Here is a 14122-nt window from a genome sequence, read left to right on the forward strand (position 1 = left end):
GCATACGCATGTCCGGCACCGCGTGGAATGCGGCAGCGGTGGTTGTCGCGGCCGGCCGCGGCATTCGCATCGGCGGCGACACCCCGAAGCAGTATCGCCGCGTCGGCGGCCAGGCCGTGCTCACCCGGACCCTGGCGGCGCTCGCCGCCCATCCAGGCATCGCCCGCATCCAGCCCGTGATCGCGCCCGACGCCGCCGATTTCTACCGCGCCTGCCTCGACGACCTCGACGCCGCCACCCGGGACAAGCTCGCCGAGCCGGTCCCCGGCGGGGCCACCCGCCAGCAATCGGTCCGCGCCGGGCTCGAAGCCCTGGACGGAGCCGCCGCGCCGGATCTCGTCCTCGTCCACGACGCCGCCCGCCCGCACGTGGACGTGGCCCTCATCGAGCGCGCGCTGGTCGCCGGGCGCGACCATGGCGCCGCCGTGCCGGGCATCGCCGTCACCGACACCATCAAGGTGGTGGAGGATCTCGGCGACGGTACCGGCCGTGTGCGCGAGACGCCGCGGCGCGAGGGCCTGCGCGCCGTCCAGACGCCCCAATCCTTCGCCTACGCTCCTCTGCGCGACGCCCACCGCCGGGCGGCCGATGCCGACCTCCACGCCTTCACCGATGACGGGGCGCTCGCCGAATGGGCCGGGCTGCCCGTCGTCGTGTTCGAAGGCGACCCGCGCAACCGCAAGATCACCCAGCCGGCCGACCTGATCGAGGCCGATCGCGGCTTCTCCGGCCAAACCCCCACCGCCCTGAGCGAGGCCCATCCCATGACCACCTACGTCACCCGCCTCGGCACCGGCTTCGACGTCCACGCCTTCACGGAAGGTGACCATGTCTGGCTCGGCGGCGTGAAGATCCCGGCTGACCGGGGCGTGCTCGCCCATTCCGACGGCGACGTCGCCCTGCACGCCCTGACCGACGCACTGCTCGGCGCCATCGCCGATGGCGATATCGGGACGCATTTCCCGCCGAGCGACGAGCAGTGGCGCGGCGCGGCCTCCGACCGCTTCCTGGCGCACGCGGTGGAACTGGTGCGGGCCCGTGGCGGCAAGATCGACCATCTCGACATCACGGTGCTGGCCGAGGCCCCGCGCATCGGCGCCCATCGCGAGGCGATCCGCGCCCGCATCGCCGAGATCGCCGGCGTGCCCCTGAGCGCGGTCTCGATCAAGGCCACCACCACGGAGAAGCTCGGCTTCGTCGGCCGCGCCGAGGGCCTCGCCGCCCAGGCCGCCGCCACGGTGCGGCTGCCCGAGGTGACGGCCGAGCTGAACGCCGCCGACGAGACGGCCGAGCGCCGCTCGTGATCGACGATCCCGCCCTGCTCGCCCGGGCGGAGGCGCTGGTCGCCGCCTACGCAGCGGCGGGGCTGACGCTCGCCACGGCGGAATCCTGCACCGGCGGCCTCGTCGCCGGCCTGCTCACCGCGATTCCGGGCTCCTCCGCAGTGGTCGAGCGCGGCTTCGTCACCTACTCGAACGCGGCGAAGGCCGAGAGCATCGGCGTGCCCGCCGACCTCATCGCCACGCACGGCGCGGTGAGCATGGAAGTGGCCCGGGCCATGGCGGAGGGCGCCCTGGCGCATGCCAGCGCCGGCGTCGCCGTGGCGATCACCGGCATCGCTGGTCCCGGAGGCGGCAGCGCCGACAAGCCGGTCGGGCTCGTGCATTTCGGTCTCGCGACGCGGGGGGCTCCCGTGCGCCATCGCGAGCGCCGATACGGCGATCTCGGCCGCACCGAGATCCGCCGTCAGGCGGTGGGCGATGCCCTGGGCCTGCTCGAGTCGGTCCTCGCGCCGACGTCTTGAAACTGACACGCTTGGCCGTCAGTTTGCGGGTCACGGCGCCGCGTTCCGCGCCGGGTTCGCCCTCGAACCGTTAGGGAGGCCGCATGATATTGGTATCGATCGCCTCTCCGGCCCGCCCGCGCGCCTTGCGCCTGCCGGCCTGACGCCGCCGCGCGCTCGAGCGCGCCGCGCCCGTCCCTCCCCGTATCTTGTCCATCACAACGGCAGGCCGCGCGCGGCTGCCGCCTTCGGAGCCGGTGCTCGATTGGCGCCGTGATCACCCCATGATTCTCGACCGCCTGAACGGCGCGGAGGCCTATCGGGCCGTCCTCGCGTTCCTCGTTCGCCAATGGCGGACCCGACTGCCGCTGCTCGCCGGCGTCGTCGCGGCGATCGTCGGCTCGACCCTGGCCGACGTTTTCCTGCCCCTGTTCGCAGGGCGCTTGGTCGACGCGCTCTCGGCCGCCGACCGCGACGCGGCCCGGTGGGACGCGTTGATGGCGTTCGCGGCGATGGGCGGCCTTGGGGTCGTGACCCTGGGACTGCGCCACGTCGCCTGGGCGCTGGTGGTGCCGCTGACCCTCTCGACCATGCAGGCCGTGGCACAGGCCGGCTTCCACCGCGTGCAACGCCTCTCCACGGATTGGCATGCCAACAGCTTCTCGGGCTCCACCGTGCGCAAGGTCTCGCGCGGGATGTGGGCCCTCGAAGGGCTGAACGACACGCTGCTGCTGGAATTGCTGCCGGCCTTCACGGTGCTTCTCGGCACCATGATCCTGCTCGGCCTGCAATGGCCCGTGATGGGACTGGTGATCGGCCTCGGTTCGCTGATCTACCTCGGCATCGTCGTGATGCTCGCCACGCGGGTCATCGCCCCCGCGGCCCAGCTCTCCAACGTCTGGGATTCGCGCCTCGGCGGCGCGCTGAGCGACGCCGTCGGCGCGAACGCGGTGGTGAAGGCCTTCGGCGCCGAGGCCCGCGAGGATGCACGCCTAGCGCGCCTGCTGGGCAAGTGGAACCGGCGGACGCACCGGACCTGGATGCGGATCACCTGGAGCATCACGGCGCAGTTCGTGCTGCTCCTCGCCCTGCGCACCGCGATCGTCGGCACGGCGCTCTGGCTGTGGTGGACGGGGGCGGCGACCCCCGGCGACGTGGCCTACGTGCTCACCACCTACTTCGTGGTGCACGGCTACCTGCGGGACATCGGCGGTCAGATCAACCGGGTACAGCGGGGGGTGAACGAGATGGAGGAACTCGTCGCCCTCGAGGCCGAGCCCTACGGCGTGGCGGACCGGCCGGGTGCGACGGCGCTCGTCGCGGAGGGCGGCGACCTGCGGTTCGACCGCGTGACCTTCCACTATGGCGGGCACGCGACGCCGCTCTACCGCGACCTGTCGGTGCATATCCCGGCCGGGCAGCGGGTCGGGCTCGTCGGCCGGTCCGGCTCCGGCAAGACGACCTTCGTCAAGCTGGTGCAGCGCCTCTACGACGTCACCGGCGGCCACGTCCGTATCGACGGGCAGGACGTCGCCGGGGTGACGCAGGCATCCCTGCGCGCGCAGATCGCCATCGTCCCGCAGGAGCCGGTGCTGTTCCACCGCTCGCTGGCCGAGAACATCGCCTATGCACGGCCCGGCGCCACGGCGGAGGAGATCGCGCACGCCGCCCGCCTCGCCAACGCGCACGACTTCATTGCGCGCCTGCCCGGGGGCTACGCCACCCTGGTGGGCGAGCGCGGCGTCAAGCTCTCGGGCGGCGAGCGCCAGCGGGTGGCGCTCGACCGCGCCTTCCTGGCCGACGCGCCCCTCCTGATCCTCGACGAGGCCACCTCCAGCCTCGACTCGGAATCGGAGGCGCTGATCCAGGAGGCGATGGAGCGGCTGATGCGCGGGCGCACCGCCATCGTCATCGCGCACCGGCTCTCCACCGTGCGGGCCCTCGACCGGATCCTCGTCTTCGACGGTGGCCGCATCGTCGAGGACGGCACCCACGCGGACCTGGTCGCCCGGCCGGAGGGGCGTTACCGCGCCCTGTTCGAGCGCCAGGCCGGCGGGGTGGTGGAGGCGTGAGGCGCGCGCGGCGCGTGCTGTTCGTGTGCAGCCGGAACCGGCTGCGCAGCCCCACCGCCGAGCAGGTTTTCTCGGCCGAACCAGATCTGGAGGTCGCCTCGGCGGGGACGGATGCGGCGGCCGACGAACCCGTCTCGGCGGAATGGCTGGCCTGGGCCGACCTGATCGTCGTGATGGAGCGTCGGCACAGGGCGCTGCTGCAGCGCCGCTTCCGCGCCAGCCTCAAGCACGCGCGGCTCGTCTGCCTCGACATCCCCGACGTCTACGGCTTCATGGACCCGGACCTCGTGCGGCTGCTCCGCGCCCGGGTCGCGCCCCACCTGCGCTGAAGCCGCCTGACGAGGCTCAGGCCGCGCCGTAGACCCGGTTCGCCCGCGCTTCGAAGGCGTCGGTGAACTTGCGGAAGGCGCGGTCGAACATCGTGCCCATGAGCATCCCGAGCGTCCGGCTCTTGAACTCGTAGGTGATGAAGAAGTCGACCATGCAACCGCCGCCCTCGGCTTCCTTGAAGGCCCAGCGGTTCTCGAGGTGGCGGAACGGGCCGTCGATGTACTCGGCGACGATGCGCAGGTTCTGCGGATCGAGGGTCACGCGCGTGGTGAAGCGCTCGCGGATCGCCTTGTAGCCGACCCCCATCTCGGCCACGAGCACCTCCGTGCCGTCCGCTCCCGGCTGACGGCGCAGCACGCGCAGGGATTCGCAGAGGGGCAGGAAGTCCGGGTAGCGCTTCACATCGGCCACGAGGTCGTACATCTGGCGCGGTGAGTGCCGCACCGCGCGGGTGATCCGGAATGAGGGCATCGAGACTCTAAGCGTTGGCGATGCGGGCGAGACGGGCCGCCTTCAGCTTTGCGAAATCCTCACCGGCGTGGTGGGAGGAGCGGGTCAGGGGCGTCGCCGAGACGAGCAGGAAGCCCTTGGTGTAGGCAGTGGTCTCCAGGCCCTTGAATTCGTCCGGCGGCACGAAGCGCACCACCTCGTGGTGCTTCTTCGTCGGCTGGAGGTACTGGCCGACGGTGAGGAAGTCGACATCGGCCGAGCGCAGGTCGTCCATGAGCTGGACCACCTCGTTCCGCTCCTCGCCGAGGCCGACCATGATGCCGGACTTGGTGAAGATGGTCGGGTCGAGTTCCTTCACGCGCTGGAGCAGGCGCACGGAGTGGAAGTAGCGGGCACCCGGGCGGACCGTGAGGTAATTGCCCGGCACGGTCTCCATATTGTGGTTGAACACGTCGGGACGGGCCGCGACCACGACTTCGAGAGCGCCGGCTTTCCGCAGGAAATCCGGGGTCAGCACCTCGATGGTGGTGGCGGGGCTGCGCGCCCGGATCGCCCGGATGGTGCGGGCGAAGTGCTCGGCGCCGCCGTCGGCGAGGTCGTCCCGGTCCACCGAGGTGATGACCACGTGGTGCAGGCCGAGCTTGGCCACCGAATCCGCGACCTTGTCGGGCTCCGACGGATCGAGCCCCTCGGGCAGGCCGGTGCGCACGTTGCAGAAGGCGCAGGCTCGCGTGCAGGTGTCGCCCATGATCATGAAGGTGGCGTGCTTCTTCTCCCAGCACTCACCGATATTGGGGCAGCCGGCTTCCTCGCAGACCGTGACGAGCCCGTGCTCGTGGACGATCTTGCGGGTGTCCTCCCAACCCTTCGAGCCGGGCGCCTTCACGCGGATCCAGTCGGGCTTGCGCTGGATCGGCTTGTCGGGCCGGTGCGCCTTCTCGGGGTGGCGCGGGCGCTGATCGTTGCGAAGCAGGTCGAGGACGACGGCCATGACAATCCACGGGATTCGCCCGCGACAGGCCGGCGTATCCTCCGACTTAAGCCGTGACGCCCCCGACCGCAAACCCGCCGCGACGGGATGGCGCGACAGGGTCCCGCGTTCGTCAGGCGCCCTGTGGATCAGTAGCGGCGCCCGGCGATCGCCCGGTAGATCGTGATGATGATGACGGCCCCGACCGTCGCCGAAATCAGGTTGCGCCAGAACCCGAAGACCGGGATGTGCAGCTTGTGGGCGAGATAGTTTCCGAGCAGGCCGCCGAGGATGCCCATCACGATGTTGGCGATGAGGCCCATATTCGCCGCGGTGAAGCGCTCGGCGAGCCATCCCGCCAGCGCCCCGATCACGATCGCCATGACCAGGCCGACGCCGGGCTGACCCAGGGCGCCGTAGACGTGTCCATCCATCCCGCGTGTTCCTCTGTGCGGTGCTCGACCCGTTGTCGGCCGGCGCTCAGGTGTCCCCGAGCGGCGCGGGTTTCAAGCGGAGGGGTGTCCGTCGCATCGGGGACGGCACCGGATCAGGTGTGGATCACCTTCCCATACGCATCCAGCACGCTCTCGTGCATCATCTCGCTGAGCGTCGGGTGCGGGAAGACCGTGTGCATCAGGTCTTCCTCGGTGGTCTCCAGGTTCATGGCCACGACGTAGCCCTGGATCAGCTCGGTGACTTCGGCACCGACCATGTGGGCGCCGAGCAGCTGGCCGGTCTTGGCGTCGAAGACGGTCTTCACGAGGCCGTCCGGCTCCCCGAGCGCGATGGCCTTGCCGTTGCCCGCGAAGGGAAAGCGGCCGACCTTCACGGCGAAGCCCTGCTCCTTGGCCTTGGCCTCGGTGAGGCCCACGGAGGCGATCTGCGGCTGGCAATAGGTGCAGCCGGGGATCTTGGCCTTGTCCATGGCGTGGGTGTGCAGGCCCTTGATCGTCTCCACGCAGAGCACGCCCTCGTGCTCGGCCTTGTGGGCGAGCATGGGCGGGCCGGCGACGTCGCCGATGGCATAGATCCCCGGCACGTTGGTGCGGCCGAGGCCGTCCGTGACCACGATCCCGCGCTCGATGGTGACGCCGAGCTTGTCGAGGCCGATGCCCTCGATGTTGCCGACGACGCCCACCGCCGAGATCAGCTTCTCGGCGCTCAGCTGCTGGGACTTGCCGTCGCCGGTCTCGATCGTCGCCGTGACGGCATCGGCGGATTTCTCCACCTTCGTGACCTTGGCGCCGGTGAGGATGCGGATGCCCTGCTTTTCGAAGCGCTTGCGGGCCAGCCCGGCGATCTCGGCATCCTCGACGGGCAGGATCTGCGGAAGGAGCTCGATCACCGTCACCTCGGCACCCATGGTGCGATAGAACGAGGCGAACTCGATGCCGATGGCGCCCGAGCCCATGACGAGCAGGCTCTTGGGCATCGTCTCCGGCACCATGGCCTCGTAATAGGTCCAGATCTGCTTCTTGTCTGGCTCGATGCCCGGGATCGCGCGGGGCCGCGCGCCCGTCGCGACGATGATGTGCTTGGCCGAATACGCGCCCGCCGCCAGGGCGCCCTTCGGGGCCGGCGCACGGGTGGTCTCCTTCACCGTGACCTGTCCCGGCTGGTTGCCCTTGGCCGCGGCCGTGACCGTGGCCTCGCCCCAGATCACGTCGACCTTGTTCTTCTTCAGGAGCATGCCGACGCCGCCGTTGAGCCGGGTCGAGACCCCGCGCGAGCGCTTGACGATGGCGGCCGTGTCGAACCCGACCTCTTTCGCCGACAGCCCGTAATCGGAGGCATGCTGCATATAGTGATAGATCTCGGCCGAGCGGAGCAGGGCCTTGGTGGGGATGCAGCCCCAGTTCAGGCAGATGCCGCCGAGATGCTCGCGGTCGACCACGGCGGTCTTGAACCCGAGCTGCGCCGCCCGGATCGCCGCCACGTAGCCGCCGGGGCCGGCGCCGATGATGAGGATGTCATAGGTGTCGGCCATGTAGGGCTCCTGCTCCCCGTTCCCGCATGGGAAGGGGCCGGGTGGGTGATTGCCGGGCTCGGGGACGGGTCAGCGGGCTCCGGTCACACCAGCATCCCCATCGGGTTCTCGATCAGCGCCTTGAACGCCGAGATCAGCTCGGCACCCAGTGCCCCGTCGAGCACCCGGTGATCGCAGGAGAGGGTCGCGGTCATCACCTGGGCGACGGCCGCGGCGCCGTCGCGGACCACGATGCGCTTCTCGCCCGCGCCGACCGCCAGGATCGAGGATTGCGGCGGGTTGATCACGGCCGTGAAGTGCTTGATGCCGAACATGCCGAGATTCGAGACCGAGGTGACGCCGCCCTGGTACTCCTCGGGCTTCAGCTTCTTGGCCCGCGCCCGGGCGGCGAAGTCCTTCATCTCGTTGGAGATGGTGGAGAGCGTCTTCTGGTCGGCCCGGCGGATCACCGGCGTGAACAGGCCGCCGTCGATGGCCACCGCCACGCCGACCTCGGCGTTGTTGAAGCGCAGGATCCGGTCCTCGGCCCAGACCGCGTTGGCCGTCGGCACCCGCATCAGGGCGAGACCCATCGCCTTGATGACGAAGTCGTTCACCGAGAGCTTGAACAGCGGCTTGCCGTCCTTGGTCGTGCCGGCGCTCTTGTTGAGCTGCTCGCGCAGGGCCATCAGCGCGTCGAGCTCGCAATCCACCGTGAGGTAGAAGTGCGGGGCGACCTGCATCGCCTCGGTGAGGCGCTTGGCGATGGTCTTGCGCATGCCGTCGAGGGGCACCTCCTCGAAGCTGCCCTTCGCGTAGAAGCCGCGGACCTGATCCGTGGTCAGGCCGGCGGGGGCCGCCGCCTTGGCGGGCGCGGCCTGTGCGGGGGCCGCCTGCGGCGCCTCGGCGGGCTTTGGTGCGGCGGCCGGGGCGGCCTTGCCGGTGCCGGCGGCGAGCGCCGCGCGGACATCGCGCTCGATCACCCGGCCGCGAGGGCCGGAGCCCGTCACGGCGGCGAGGTCGACGCCCTCCTGCTTGGCGATGCGGCGGGCCAGCGGCGAGGCGAAGACGCGCCCGGCCTCGGCCGCGGGCGCGGCGCTCTGGGTGCCGGCGCCCTGACCACCGGCTGGCTTGGCGCCGTCCGGCGCCTCGTTGACCCGGGCGTAGGACATCGTCCCGCCGCCGGGGGTGGCGTTCTCGCTCGGAGCCTCGGCCTTGGCGTCCGCCTTCGGCGCCTCGCCGCCGCCGGGAGCCTGGACGCTGGCCGGATCCTCGCCATCCGCCACGATGATGGCGATGAGGTCGTTCACCGGAACGTCGGCGGTGCCCTCGGCCACCAGGATCTTGGCGAGGACGCCCTCGTCGATGGCCTCGACCTCCATCGTCGCCTTGTCGGTTTCGATCTCGGCGAGCACGTCGCCGGACTTCACCGCGTCCCCCTCCTTCTTGAGCCACTTGGCGAGGTTGCCCTTCTCCATCGTGGGCGACAGGGCGGGCATCAGGACGTTGATCGGCATGGGGTGAAATCCTGATCGTCAGCGGGCGGTGTCGGGGGAGCGGCGGTCAGTTCAGAATCGGTGCGTCCGGGTCGAGGCTCTCGGCCTCGAAGCCGGCGCTGATGCGCGCGAAGGCGTCGTCCTCGGACATCTCGGTCTCCAGCGCGTAGACCCGCGCCGCCTGGCGGGCGAGGTCCGCCAGCAGACGGCCCCAGGTGGCCGGATCGTCGAAGGAGCGGCGCAGGGCGATGCTCACCGCGCCGTCCACGACGCTGGCGCGCAGGACCTCGATGCCACCGTTCTCGATGGCATCCGGCGGGGCGGAGAGTTCTTCGAATTTGTCGGTCATCATCTCGTCTCCGGTCTCTCCCCGACACGGGGAGAGTTGGAGGTGAACGCGTGCGGCCCTCAGCGGTAGCAGACGGCCTTCACCGCCTCGATCACCTCGGCGACGTTGGGCAGCGCCAGCTTCTCGAGATTGGCGGCGTAGGGCATCGGCACGTCCTTGCCGGTGACGCGCAGGACGGGGGCGTCGAGGTAGTCGAAGGCATCGACCATCAGGCGGGCCGAGATCTCGGCGCCGATGCCCGATTGCGGGAAACCCTCCTCGACGGTGACGCAGCGACCGGTCTTCTTCACCGATTCCACCACCGTGTCGGTGTCCATCGGGCGCAAAGTCCGCAGGTCGATCACCTCCGCCTCGATGCCCTCTTCCGCGAGCGCCTGCGCCGCCTTCAGGGCGTAGGTCATGCCGATCGAGAAGGACACGATCGTCACGTCCTTGCCCGGCCGATGGATCCGCGCCTTGCCGATGGGCAGCACGAAGTCGTCGAGCTTCGGCACCGGGAAGGTCTGGCCGTAGAGGATCTCGTTCTCGAGGAAGATGATCGGGTTCGGGTCGCGGATCGCCGCCTTCAGCAGGCCCTTGGCGTCGGAGGCGGTGTAGGGCGCGATGACCTTGAGGCCGGGGACGTTGGAGTACCAGGCCGAGTAGTCGTGGCTGTGCTGGGCGCCGACGCGGGCGGCCGCGCCGTTGGGGCCGCGGAACACGATGGGACAGCCGAGCTGGCCGCCGGACATGTAGAGGGTCTTGGCCGCCGAGTTGATGATGTGGTCGATCGCCTGCATGGCGAAGTTGAAGGTCATGAACTCGACGATGGGGCGCAGGCCCGTGAAGGCGGCGCCGACGCCGATGCCGGCGAAGCCGTGCTCGGTGATCGGGGTATCGACCACCCGGCGAGCGCCGAACTCCTGCAGCAGCCCCTGCGTGATCTTGTAGGCGCCCTGATACTCGGCGACCTCCTCGCCCATCACGAAGACGTCCTCGCTCCGGCGCATCTCCTCCGCCATCGCGTCGCGCAGGGCCTCGCGCACCGTGGTCGGGACCATCTCGGTGCCCTCGGGGAACTCCTCCATCACGGGCGCGGGCGCCTTGCTGGTGATGGTGGCGGGGGCGGCCGGGGCCTTCGGCGCGTCGTCGCCGGTCTTGGCGTTCGGGGCCGGCTTGTCGGCCTGACCCTCGGCCTGCATGTCGGGGGCCGGGGCCGGCTGCGCGGACGACTCGGCCTTCGGCGCGCCGTTGCCGGCGGAGGCCGCCGAGACGTCCTCGCCCTCGGCGGCGATGATGGCGATGGGCGTGTTGACCTTCACGCCCTCGGTGCCCTCCTCGACGAGGATCCTGGCGAGCACGCCCTCGTCGATGGCCTCGACCTCCATCGTCGCCTTGTCGGTCTCGATCTCGGCCAGCACGTCGCCGGATTTGACCGGGTCACCCGCCTTCTTCAGCCACTTCGAGAGCTTGCCCTCCTCCATGGTCGGGGAGAGGGCGGGCATCAGGATGTCGGTCGCCATGGAATACTCGTCGATCGAGGATGAGGCGGTCAGCCCGTCGAAGGCAGGGACACGGCCGCGGGCGCGGTGCGCGGCCCCCGTCTCCGGCGCATGAGGGGGTTCAGGCGCGGGCTTCCAGCAGGATGTCGGTCCACAGCTCGGCCGGATCCGGCTCGGGATCGTGCGTGGCGAACTCGGCGGATTCGTTCACGGTCTCGCGCACCTTGGCGTCGGTGGCCTTGAGCTCGGCCTCGGGCACGCCGTGCATCTCGATCAGGCGCTTGCGCACCATCTCGATCGGGTCGTGCTCCTCGCGCATCTTCGAGACCTCGTCCTTGGTCCGGTACTTGGCCGGGTCGGACATCGAGTGGCCGCGGTAGCGGTAGGTCTGCATCTCGAGGATGTAGGGGCCCTCGCCCGAGCGGGCATGGGCGATCGCCCGGGTCGCGGCCTCGCGCACGGTGCGGACGTCCATGCCGTCCACCTGCTCGCCGGGAATGCCGAAGGAGATGCCGCGCTTGGAGAAGTCGGTCTGGGCCGAGGCCCGGGCCACCGAGGTGCCCATGGCGTAGCGGTTGTTCTCGATCACGTAGACCACGGGCAGCTTCCACAGCTGCGCCATGTTGAAGCTCTCGTAGACCTGGCCCTGGTTGGCCGCGCCGTCGCCCATGTAGGTCAGGCTGACGTTCCCGTTCTTCCGGTAGGCGTCGGCGAAGGCGAGGCCGGTGCCCAGCGACACCTGCGCGCCGACGATGCCGTGGCCGCCGAAGAATTGCTTCTCGCGGGAGAACATGTGCATCGAGCCGCCCTTGCCGCGGCTGTAGCCGCCGCGCCGTCCGGTGAGCTCGGCCATCACGCCCTTGGGGTCCATGCCGCAGGCCAGCATGTGGCCGTGATCGCGGTACCCAGTGATGACCTGGTCGCCGTCGACCGAGGCCATCTGCATGCCGATGACGACGGCCTCCTGGCCGATGTAGAGGTGGCAGAAGCCGCCGATCAGGCCCATGCCGTAGAGCTGGCCGGCCTTCTCCTCGAAGCGCCGGATCAGCAGCATCTCGTGGTAGGCGTGGAGGTCTTCCTCGCGGGTGAACTGAGGGGCGTTCGGGGCCGGCGCGTGGATTTCGGTCGCGCCCGCGGACTTCCCGCCGCCGGATCGCTTCGCCCCTGCCCGGCTAGTGTCGGAAGCGGCTTGGCCTGCATCCTTCGCGGCATCCATCGGCAACTCCCCGGGAACATCTGTTCACCCGGGGTTCTAGGACACGCCTCGGGGGAAAGCGAGGCCGCCGGCCCGACAGAACGGGCAAGTTGTCAGCTACGAAGCGCTTGTACGAAGCGCTTGCGCCGACGAAGGGTTTTCGCCTTCGGGCCGCCTCAGGGATCGATGATCACCACGTCGTTGGCGTGGACGCGGCCGAGCATCACGCGGGCACGTTCCTCGAGGAGGTCCCGGTCGATCTGGTCGCTGCGCAGCAGGGCGACCCGATGCTCCCAGATCGCGCGGTCGGCCTTGGCGGCGGCGAGGTCTTGGTTGAGCGCCCGCGCCTGGACCTTGAGGGCGCGCTTGGCCTCGAGTCCGCGGTTGCCGCTCTCGGCCTGATGCACGAAGAAGCCCACGACGAGACCCGACACGGCGTAGAGGCCGAGGGGCATCAAGACAGCACGGACGCGACGACGGACCACCATGCCGGCACGATGCACGCACAGGGTTAAGGAAGTGCTGACGCCGAGGGTGCCGGCCGCCCTGCGGAGGGAGTCCGGCCGATGATGCGCTTCGACCTCGTCGATCTCTCGCTGTTCCGGCACGTGGTGGAGGCGGGATCGATCACGCACGGCGCCGCGCGCGCCAACCTCGCCCTGGCCGCCGCCTCCGTGCGCATCCGCGCCATGGAGGAGACCCTCGGGGCGGCGCTGCTGACGCGCGGGCGCCAGGGTGTGGTGGCGACGCCGGCCGGGCGGTCGCTCCTGGCCCATGCGCGCGGGCTCCTCGACCGGATCGACCGGATGCAGGAGGATCTCGCCGCCTTCTCGGGCGGCACGGTGGGGCAGATCCGCCTCGTCTCGAACACCAACGCCCTCACCGAGTTCCTGCCCGAGGTGCTGAGCGCCTTCCTCGCCCGCCAGACCGGCGTGAGCGTCGACATCGAGGAGCGGACCTCGGACGAGATCGTCGGGCTGGTGGCCGAGGGCTCGGCCGATCTCGGCATCGTCGCCGGCACGGTCGATACCGGCGCCCTGGAGACCTACCCCTTCCGGCAGGACCGCTTCGTGATGGTGGCGGCGACCGGGCACGCTCTGGCGGCGCGGGGGTCGGTGGCCTTCGCGGAGGTGATCGAGCACCCGCTCGTCGGCCTCGACCGGACCAGCGCCCTGACTCGCTTCCTCGCCGACAAGGCCGCGCGCACGGGCCGCCCGCCGATGCGGCTGCGGGTACAGCTGCGCAGCTTCGATGCGATCTGCCGGCTCGTGGCCTGCGACGTGGGCCTCGGCATCGTGCCCGAGACCACCGCGGCCCGGGCGGCCCGCACCATGCCGCTCGCCATCGTCCCGCTGGAGGATGCCTGGGCGTTGCGCGACCTCATGATCTGCCTGCGATCGCTCGCCGATCTGCCGCGGTTCACGCGGGATTTTGTGGCTCACCTGCGCGGCTGAACCCGCTTTCGCACCCCGGGGGCTCCCATCCGGGGCGCAGCTTCGGTACAAACCGGCTCGGGTCCCTGTTCGGGGCGCCATCGTTCGGGGGAGTTCGCCGGCCACATGCAGGATTCGACATCCTCCGCGCCCGACACCGCCCTGGTCGATCCCGACGTCCATGTGGAGAGCTTCCGGCAGGCCCGCGAGGCGCGCCGGCTCGAACTCGTCGAGGATTACGTCGAGCTCATCGCCGACCTAATCGGCGATGGCGGCGAGGCGCGCCAAGTGGACATCGCGGCCCGTCTCGGGGTGGCCCAGCCCACGGTGGCCAAGATGCTGAAGCGCCTGGCCGAGGACGGGCTGGTGCAGCAGCGGCCCTACCGTGGCGTGTTCCTGACCGAGGCTGGGCAGGCCCTGGCGGTGCAGAGTCGCGAGCGCCACCGCATCGTCGAGCAGTTCCTCTGCGCCCTCGGGGTCAGCCCCGAGATCGCCCGCCGCGACGCCGAGGGCATCGAGCACCACGTCAGCGCCGAGACCCTGGAGGCGTTCCGGCTGTTCACGGCTCGGTCCGCCTGACGCAGCGCCACGGCGAGC

15 protein-coding genes are annotated in these 14122 nt (G+C 70.4%); 6 read left to right on the forward strand and 9 right to left on the reverse strand.

The genetic code is table 11. The annotated features are described in order from the left end of the window. The first annotated feature begins 8 nt into the window (after window positions 1–8). The 4 genes from AC0IWM_RS06955 to AC0IWM_RS06970 all read left to right on the forward strand — a co-directional run bounded on the left by AC0IWM_RS06955 (window position 9) and on the right by AC0IWM_RS06970 (window position 4184). Window positions 9–1304 carry a bifunctional 2-C-methyl-D-erythritol 4-phosphate cytidylyltransferase/2-C-methyl-D-erythritol 2,4-cyclodiphosphate synthase gene (locus tag AC0IWM_RS06955; protein WP_471753738.1) on the forward strand — a complete coding sequence of 432 codons (1296 nt, stop codon included), beginning with the start codon at window positions 9–11 and terminating at the stop codon, window positions 1302–1304. Continuing rightward, window positions 1301–1804: a CinA family protein gene (locus AC0IWM_RS06960; RefSeq protein ID WP_471753740.1), complete on the forward strand. Its 504-nt coding sequence runs from the start codon at window positions 1301–1303 to the stop codon at window positions 1802–1804. Before AC0IWM_RS06955 ends, AC0IWM_RS06960 begins: the two co-directional genes overlap by 4 nt. A gap of 263 nt (window positions 1805–2067) precedes the next feature. Further along, on the forward strand, window positions 2068–3855 hold the full coding sequence (locus AC0IWM_RS06965) for an ABC transporter ATP-binding protein (protein ID WP_471753742.1): 1788 nt from the start codon (window positions 2068–2070) through the stop codon (window positions 3853–3855). Continuing rightward, window positions 3852–4184: a low molecular weight protein tyrosine phosphatase family protein gene (locus tag AC0IWM_RS06970; protein ID WP_471753744.1), complete on the forward strand. Its 333-nt coding sequence runs from the start codon at window positions 3852–3854 to the stop codon at window positions 4182–4184. Before AC0IWM_RS06965 ends, AC0IWM_RS06970 begins: the two co-directional genes overlap by 4 nt. Window positions 4185–4200: 16 nt before the next feature. Here AC0IWM_RS06970 and AC0IWM_RS06975 read toward each other — a convergent pair whose 3' ends face one another. The 9 genes from AC0IWM_RS06975 to AC0IWM_RS07015 form a co-directional block, all read right to left on the reverse strand. Further along, window positions 4201–4656 carry a type II toxin-antitoxin system RatA family toxin gene (locus tag AC0IWM_RS06975; RefSeq protein WP_471753746.1) on the reverse strand — a complete coding sequence of 152 codons (456 nt, stop codon included), beginning with the start codon at window positions 4654–4656 and terminating at the stop codon, window positions 4201–4203. Between the two features lie 7 nt (window positions 4657–4663). Continuing rightward, complete coding sequence (gene lipA, locus AC0IWM_RS06980; RefSeq protein ID WP_471753748.1) at window positions 4664–5626, reverse strand: lipoyl synthase; 963 nt, start codon at window positions 5624–5626, stop codon at window positions 4664–4666. 128 nt (window positions 5627–5754) lie between these two features. Continuing rightward, on the reverse strand, window positions 5755–6039 hold the full coding sequence (locus AC0IWM_RS06985) for a GlsB/YeaQ/YmgE family stress response membrane protein (RefSeq protein WP_471753750.1): 285 nt from the start codon (window positions 6037–6039) through the stop codon (window positions 5755–5757). A 113-nt stretch (window positions 6040–6152) separates the two neighbouring features. Then, window positions 6153–7592, reverse strand: coding sequence for a dihydrolipoyl dehydrogenase (gene lpdA, locus AC0IWM_RS06990; protein ID WP_471753752.1), 1440 nt, complete (start codon window positions 7590–7592; stop codon window positions 6153–6155). A gap of 83 nt (window positions 7593–7675) precedes the next feature. Continuing rightward, window positions 7676–9088 (reverse strand): pyruvate dehydrogenase complex dihydrolipoamide acetyltransferase, encoded by a 1413-nt coding sequence (locus AC0IWM_RS06995; protein WP_471753754.1) that lies wholly within the window; start codon window positions 9086–9088, stop codon window positions 7676–7678. A gap of 46 nt (window positions 9089–9134) precedes the next feature. Further along, the gene (locus AC0IWM_RS07000) at window positions 9135–9416 is read right to left on the reverse strand and encodes a DUF5076 domain-containing protein (protein WP_471754119.1); all 282 of its coding nucleotides are present in this window, start codon (window positions 9414–9416) and stop codon (window positions 9135–9137) included. Between the two features lie 59 nt (window positions 9417–9475). Continuing rightward, entirely contained in the window at window positions 9476–10918 is a 1443-nt protein-coding gene (locus AC0IWM_RS07005; protein WP_471753756.1) for a pyruvate dehydrogenase complex E1 component subunit beta, read from the reverse strand. A gap of 100 nt (window positions 10919–11018) precedes the next feature. Continuing rightward, window positions 11019–12113 carry a pyruvate dehydrogenase (acetyl-transferring) E1 component subunit alpha gene (pdhA, locus tag AC0IWM_RS07010; RefSeq protein WP_056474786.1) on the reverse strand — a complete coding sequence of 365 codons (1095 nt, stop codon included), beginning with the start codon at window positions 12111–12113 and terminating at the stop codon, window positions 11019–11021. Between the two features lie 155 nt (window positions 12114–12268). Next, window positions 12269–12580, reverse strand: a complete 312-nt coding sequence (locus AC0IWM_RS07015) for an FtsB family cell division protein (protein ID WP_056474790.1) — start codon at window positions 12578–12580, stop codon at window positions 12269–12271. 78 nt (window positions 12581–12658) lie between these two features. Here AC0IWM_RS07015 and AC0IWM_RS07020 point away from each other — a divergent pair, with 78 nt between their 5' ends. Together AC0IWM_RS07020 and mntR are read left to right on the forward strand one after the other, a co-directional pair. Beyond that, window positions 12659–13546, forward strand: coding sequence for a LysR substrate-binding domain-containing protein (locus AC0IWM_RS07020; RefSeq protein WP_471753758.1), 888 nt, complete (start codon window positions 12659–12661; stop codon window positions 13544–13546). 105 nt (window positions 13547–13651) lie between these two features. Then, window positions 13652–14104: a manganese-binding transcriptional regulator MntR gene (mntR, locus tag AC0IWM_RS07025; protein ID WP_056474791.1), complete on the forward strand. Its 453-nt coding sequence runs from the start codon at window positions 13652–13654 to the stop codon at window positions 14102–14104. Window positions 14105–14122 lie beyond the last annotated feature (18 nt).

It is taken from the genome of Methylobacterium sp. AC433 (genome assembly GCF_979253015.1).

Bases quoted from the DNA above. Each gene is read 5' to 3' on its own strand.
- AC0IWM_RS06955 (WP_471753738.1), top strand. From the start codon at position 9: ATGTCCGGCACCGCGTGGAATGCGGCAGCGGTGGTTGTCGCGGCCGGC.
- AC0IWM_RS06965 (WP_471753742.1), top strand. From the start codon at position 2,068: ATGATTCTCGACCGCCTGAACGGCGCGGAGGCCTATCGGGCCGTCCTC.
- AC0IWM_RS06975 (WP_471753746.1), bottom strand. From the start codon at position 4,656: ATGCCCTCATTCCGGATCACCCGCGCGGTGCGGCACTCACCGCGCCAG.
- lipA (WP_471753748.1), bottom strand. From the start codon at position 5,626: ATGGCCGTCGTCCTCGACCTGCTTCGCAACGATCAGCGCCCGCGCCAC.
- AC0IWM_RS06985 (WP_471753750.1), bottom strand. From the start codon at position 6,039: ATGGATGGACACGTCTACGGCGCCCTGGGTCAGCCCGGCGTCGGCCTG.
- lpdA (WP_471753752.1), bottom strand. From the start codon at position 7,592: ATGGCCGACACCTATGACATCCTCATCATCGGCGCCGGCCCCGGCGGC.
- AC0IWM_RS06995 (WP_471753754.1), bottom strand. From the start codon at position 9,088: ATGCCGATCAACGTCCTGATGCCCGCCCTGTCGCCCACGATGGAGAAG.
- AC0IWM_RS07000 (WP_471754119.1), bottom strand. From the start codon at position 9,416: ATGACCGACAAATTCGAAGAACTCTCCGCCCCGCCGGATGCCATCGAG.
- AC0IWM_RS07005 (WP_471753756.1), bottom strand. From the start codon at position 10,918: ATGGCGACCGACATCCTGATGCCCGCCCTCTCCCCGACCATGGAGGAG.
- pdhA (WP_056474786.1), bottom strand. From the start codon at position 12,113: ATGGATGCCGCGAAGGATGCAGGCCAAGCCGCTTCCGACACTAGCCGG.
- AC0IWM_RS07015 (WP_056474790.1), bottom strand. From the start codon at position 12,580: ATGGTGGTCCGTCGTCGCGTCCGTGCTGTCTTGATGCCCCTCGGCCTC.
- AC0IWM_RS07020 (WP_471753758.1), top strand. From the start codon at position 12,659: ATGATGCGCTTCGACCTCGTCGATCTCTCGCTGTTCCGGCACGTGGTG.
- mntR (WP_056474791.1), top strand. From the start codon at position 13,652: ATGCAGGATTCGACATCCTCCGCGCCCGACACCGCCCTGGTCGATCCC.